A 3,399-nucleotide genomic window follows, 5' to 3' on the forward strand; every position below is an offset into this window, starting at 1 on the left:
AGCGTGTTGATCTTTACTTTCATCTGGAACGACTATTTCTGGGCTGTGGTCCTGACGCAGGGTGCCGAAAGCCAGCCTGTGACTGCCGGGATCACCAGTTTCAACGCGCAATTCCGCGCCGCCTATCAATTGATGAGTGCCGGTTCCATCGTGGCAGCCCTGCCGCCTGTGGCCATGTTCTTTCTGATGCAGAAACACTTCATCGCGGGCCTGACCCTCGGTGCCGTAAAATAACGTCAAACCAAAGGTTTGCACCATGACGAAAATTGCCTTTGTCGGAGCGGGCTCCACGATCTTCATGCAGAATATCGTGGGCGACGCCCTGCTGACGCCCGCGCTGGCCAACAGTCATTTCGCGCTGATGGATATCGACCCGGTGCGTCTGGCCGAAAGCGAGGCGGTGGCCCGCGCCATGATCCGCTCGGTCGGGACCGGAGCAACCGTCACGACCCACACCGACCGCCGCGTGGCGCTGGAGGGCGCGGATTTCGTTATCACCGCCTTTCAGATCGGCGGCTATGAACCCTGTACGGTGACCGATTTCGAAATCCCCAAACAATACGGCCTGCGCCAGACCATCGCCGACACGCTGGGCGTTGGCGGCATCATGCGCGGCCTGCGCACGGTGCCGGTGCTTTGGGATGTGGCGCAGGACATGGTGCAGGTCTGCCCCAACGCCACCTTGCTGCAATATGTCAACCCGATGGCGATCAACACCTGGGCGCTGGCCGAGCGTTTCCCGGCCCTGAAACAGGTGGGCCTCTGCCATTCGGTGCAAAACACGGTTCAAGAACTGGCCCATGATCTGGACCTGCCCAAGGACGAGTTCCGCTACAAGGTGGCAGGCGTCAACCATGTCGCCTTCTTCCTGAAACTCGAACATCAGGGCCGCGACCTCTACCCGGCTTTGCGGCAGGGCTATGCCAGCGACCGCCTGCCCAAAGCGCCGCTGCTGATGCCGCGTTGCCCCAACAAGGTGCGTTACGAGGTGATGGATCATCTGGGCTATTTCTGTACCGAAAGCTCGGAGCATCTGGCCGAATATGTCCCGTGGTTCATCAAGGACGGACGAGACGACCTGATCGAGCAGTTCTCGATCCCGCTGGACGAATACCCCACCCGCTGCGTGGAACAGGTGGCAGGCTGGAAGGAGCAGGCCAAGACCCTGACCGATGGCCGCGACATCACAGTCACCCGCAGCCATGAATTCGCCGCCGACCTGATGAACGCCATCGTCACCGACACGCCCTATACGGCCTATGGCAACCTGCCCAATACCGGCCAGATTCCGCAACTGCCGCCGGGGGCCGCGGTCGAAACCCCCTGTCTGGTCGATGCCAACGGGGTGCAGCCCAGCGTCGTCACCGACATCCCGCCGCAACTGATCGGGCTGATGCGCACCCAGATCAACGTGCAGGACCTGACCGTCCGCGCGCTGGTCGATCAAAACCCCGAACACATTTATCACGCCGCCATGATGGACCCGCACACAGCCGCCGAGCTGGACCTGCGCCAGATCCGCAGCCTCGTCACCGACCTGCTGACCGCCCATGCCGACTGGCTGCCCGACTGGTGCCGCCCGGCGCGCGCCGCCTGATCTTCACCTTTTCACAAATACTCAAATCCAACCCCAGCCACGAAAAGCAAAGCCAGATATGACAAAACGCAGATCTCAGCACTGGTACGGAAAACTCGACAAGGACGGGTTCATTCACCGGTCTTGGATGAAAAACCAGGGCTTCCCCGACCATGCCTTTGACGGGCGCCCCATCATCGGCATCTGCAATACATGGTCCGAGCTGACCCCCTGCAATTCCGGCCTGCGCGACCTGGCCGAGGGCGTCAAACGCGGCGTGTGGGAGGCCGGAGGCTTCCCGGTCGAATTCCCTGTCATGTCGCTGGGTGAAACCCAGATGAAGCCGACCGCCATGCTGTTCCGCAACCTTCTGGCCATGGATGTCGAGGAATCGATCCGCGCCTATGGAATCGATGGGGTCGTTCTGCTGGGCGGCTGCGACAAGACCACGCCGGGGCAATTGATGGGCGCGGCCTCGGTCGATCTGCCGTCGATCGTGGTCAGTTCCGGCCCGATGCTGAACGGCAAATATCGCGGGCAGGATATCGGCTCGGGCACCGATGTGTGGAAATTCTCCGAGGCCGTGCGCGCCGGAGAGATGACCCTGCAGGATTTCATGAACGCCGAATCCGGTATGTCGCGCAGCGCCGGCGTCTGCATGACCATGGGCACGGCCTCCACCATGGCCTCGCTGGTCGAGGCGATGGGCATGTCCCTGCCCACCAACGCTGCCCTGCCCGCCGTCGACGCCCGCCGCATGGCGCTGGCCCATCTGACCGGCAAACGGATTGTCGAGATGGTGGATGAAGACCTGAAACCCTCGGATATCCTGACCAAAGAGGCGTTCGAGAACGCCATTCTGGCCAATGCCGCTGTTGGGGGGTCGACCAACGCGGTCGTGCATTTGCTGGCGTTGGCGGGCCGCGTCGGCGTGGACCTGACGCTGAAGGATTTCGAGATCGGTTCGGACATCCCCCTACTGGTAAACTGCATGCCCTCGGGCAAATACCTGATGGAGGATTTCTGCTACGCAGGCGGCGTGCCGGTCGTGCTGAACGAACTCAAACCCTTCCTGCGCCCCGCCAAAACGGTGCTGAACAAGGATATCTCGGCCCATTACGAAGGGGCGGAGTGTTTCAATACTGACGTCATCCGCCCCTTCAACGACCCGGTCAAACCCGCCGCTGGTCTGCGTGTCCTGCGTGGCAACCTTGCGCCGAACGGGGCCATCGTGAAGCCCTCGGCGGCGACGGATGAATTGCTGGAAACCGAGGCCGAGGCTTACGTTTTTGAGAACATTGAAGACCTGAAGGCCAATATCGACCGTGATGATCTGCCGGTAACGCCGCAGACCATTCTGGTACTCAAAGGCTGCGGCCCCAAGGGCTATCCCGGTATGCCTGAGGTCGGCAACATGCCGATCCCGGCAAAGCTGGTGAAGGAAGGCGTGCGCGACATGATCCGCATCTCGGATGCGCGCATGTCGGGCACCGCATACGGCACCGTCATCCTGCATGTCAGCCCCGAGGCGCAGGCGGGCGGCACGCTGGCGCTGGTCAAGACCGGTGATCGCATCCGTGTGTCGGCCAGCAAGGGTGAACTTGAACTGTTGGTCGATCAAAAGGAACTGGACGCCCGCCGCGCCACATGGCAACCGGATGCACCGCATTACACGCGCGGCTATGCCAAGCTTTACATCGACCACGTCCTGCAGGCCGATCAGGGCGCGGACCTTGATTTCCTCGTCGGCAAAGACACCCGCCTTGTGACCAGAGAGAGCCATTGATGACCCAACCCGCCACTTTCCACGATCTGAACGGGGC

2 protein-coding genes and 1 pseudogene are annotated in these 3,399 nt (G+C 61.6%); all 3 read left to right on the forward strand.

Annotation, left to right across the window (positions count from 1 at the left end; all coding sequences use genetic code 11):
• Nucleotides 1-234: pseudogene (locus MPJ51_RS05135) on the forward strand (carbohydrate ABC transporter permease); the annotation flags it as partial.
• 22 nt (nucleotides 235-256) lie between these two features.
• Nucleotides 257-1,597, forward strand: a complete 1,341-nt coding sequence (locus MPJ51_RS05140; protein WP_298382725.1) for an alpha-glucosidase/alpha-galactosidase — start codon at nucleotides 257-259, stop codon at nucleotides 1,595-1,597.
• A gap of 58 nt (nucleotides 1,598-1,655) precedes the next feature.
• Nucleotides 1,656-3,362 (forward strand): IlvD/Edd family dehydratase, encoded by a 1,707-nt coding sequence (locus MPJ51_RS05145; RefSeq protein ID WP_298382727.1) that lies wholly within the window; start codon nucleotides 1,656-1,658, stop codon nucleotides 3,360-3,362.
• The last annotated feature ends 37 nt before the right edge of the window (nucleotides 3,363-3,399 follow it).

The organism is Ruegeria sp. (assembly GCF_028066395.1).
Classification (GTDB): Bacteria; Pseudomonadota; Alphaproteobacteria; order Rhodobacterales; family Rhodobacteraceae; genus Ruegeria.